Annotated in this window: 2 protein-coding genes; both read left to right on the forward strand. The window is 63.7% G+C overall.

All coding sequences use genetic code 11. From position 1 onward, the window contains the following. The first annotated feature begins 78 nt into the window (after nucleotides 1–78). Nucleotides 79–501 carry a helix-turn-helix domain-containing protein gene (locus KBI52_RS01360; protein WP_210804851.1) on the forward strand — a complete coding sequence of 141 codons (423 nt, stop codon included), beginning with the start codon at nucleotides 79–81 and terminating at the stop codon, nucleotides 499–501. Beyond that, a complete protein-coding gene (locus KBI52_RS01365) occupies nucleotides 465–1,040 on the forward strand; it encodes an IS630 family transposase (protein WP_371823095.1) in 576 nt (191 codons plus the stop codon). The genes KBI52_RS01360 and KBI52_RS01365 overlap by 37 nt, the downstream gene beginning before the upstream one ends. Nucleotides 1,041–1,057 lie beyond the last annotated feature (17 nt).

Below are 1,057 nucleotides of genomic sequence, written 5' to 3' on the forward strand. Positions count from 1 at the left end.
CTAAAGCGCTTTTGATCTGGGCTTGAATCCATTCGGGTGGGTTGCGCGTTGACTGGGATATGGCCCGGGAGGCCAGCCATGCCCCAGCCCTATTCCCCTGATCTTCGCGAACGCGTTCTGGTTGCCTGCGAGCGTGGCGACCTTCCTCAGGTCGAGATCGCCCGCCGTTTCCAGGTCTGTCCCGCCACCGTGTCGAACTGGCGCCGCCAGGAGCGTGAGGAGGGCCGGCGCAAGCCCAAGCCGCACAGCGGCGGCGTGCCCTCGCGCCTGGATGCCGCAGTTCTGGAGGTATTGCGTCAACTCGTGCTCGAAGACAATGACGCGCTGCTGCGCGAGTACCGTGAGCGCCTTGCCGAGCGCACGGGTGTAACGGTGTGTCTGGCGGTGCTCTGCGAGGCGCTCAAGCGGCTCAAGCTGCGTCCGAAAAAAAGACCCTTCGGGCGGCCGAGCAGGAGCGGCCCGAGATTGCCGCCGAGCGCGAGGCTTACCGCCAGCAGATGAGCGAGCTCCCTGTCGAACGGTTGGTATTCCTGGATGAAAGCGGCGTCACCACCAAGATGGCGCGCACCCATGCGCGAGCCCCACGCGGGCAGCGCGCCTATGGCTCGATTCCGCTCGGCTCCTGGCAGCGGCTGACGGTCTTGGGCGCACTCGCCTGTGAGGGCCTGATTGCCACGATGAGCATCGAGGCATCGACCTCGACTTCTGTGCTGCTGGCCTATCTTGAGCAGGTGCTGGTGCCCAGGCTCCAGCAGGTGAAGCCCGATGCCATTCTGGTGATGGACAACCTGCGCCCACATCACGCCACAGAAGTGCGGGACCTGCTCGACCGGGCTGGGATTGGACTGCTGTATCTGCCCCGCTACTCACCGGAGTTCAACCCGATCGAACCCGCCTGGGCGAAGATGAAAGAGCCGCTTAAGGCCAAAGCGCCACGCACTCTTGAAGCCTTGGAAGCCGAGCTCAAACCCGCCCTCGACACCATCACTGCAAAAGATGCTCAGGGCTGGTTCAGGCATGCCGGCTATGCCCTACACTGAAACCAAAAGCCCTTTAG

The organism is Microvirga sp. HBU67558, from assembly GCF_018069605.1.
Lineage (GTDB): Bacteria > Pseudomonadota > Alphaproteobacteria > Rhizobiales > Beijerinckiaceae > Microvirga > Microvirga terrae.

Bases quoted from the DNA above. Each gene is read 5' to 3' on its own strand.
- KBI52_RS01360 (WP_210804851.1), top strand. From the start codon at position 79: ATGCCCCAGCCCTATTCCCCTGATCTTCGCGAACGCGTTCTGGTTGCC.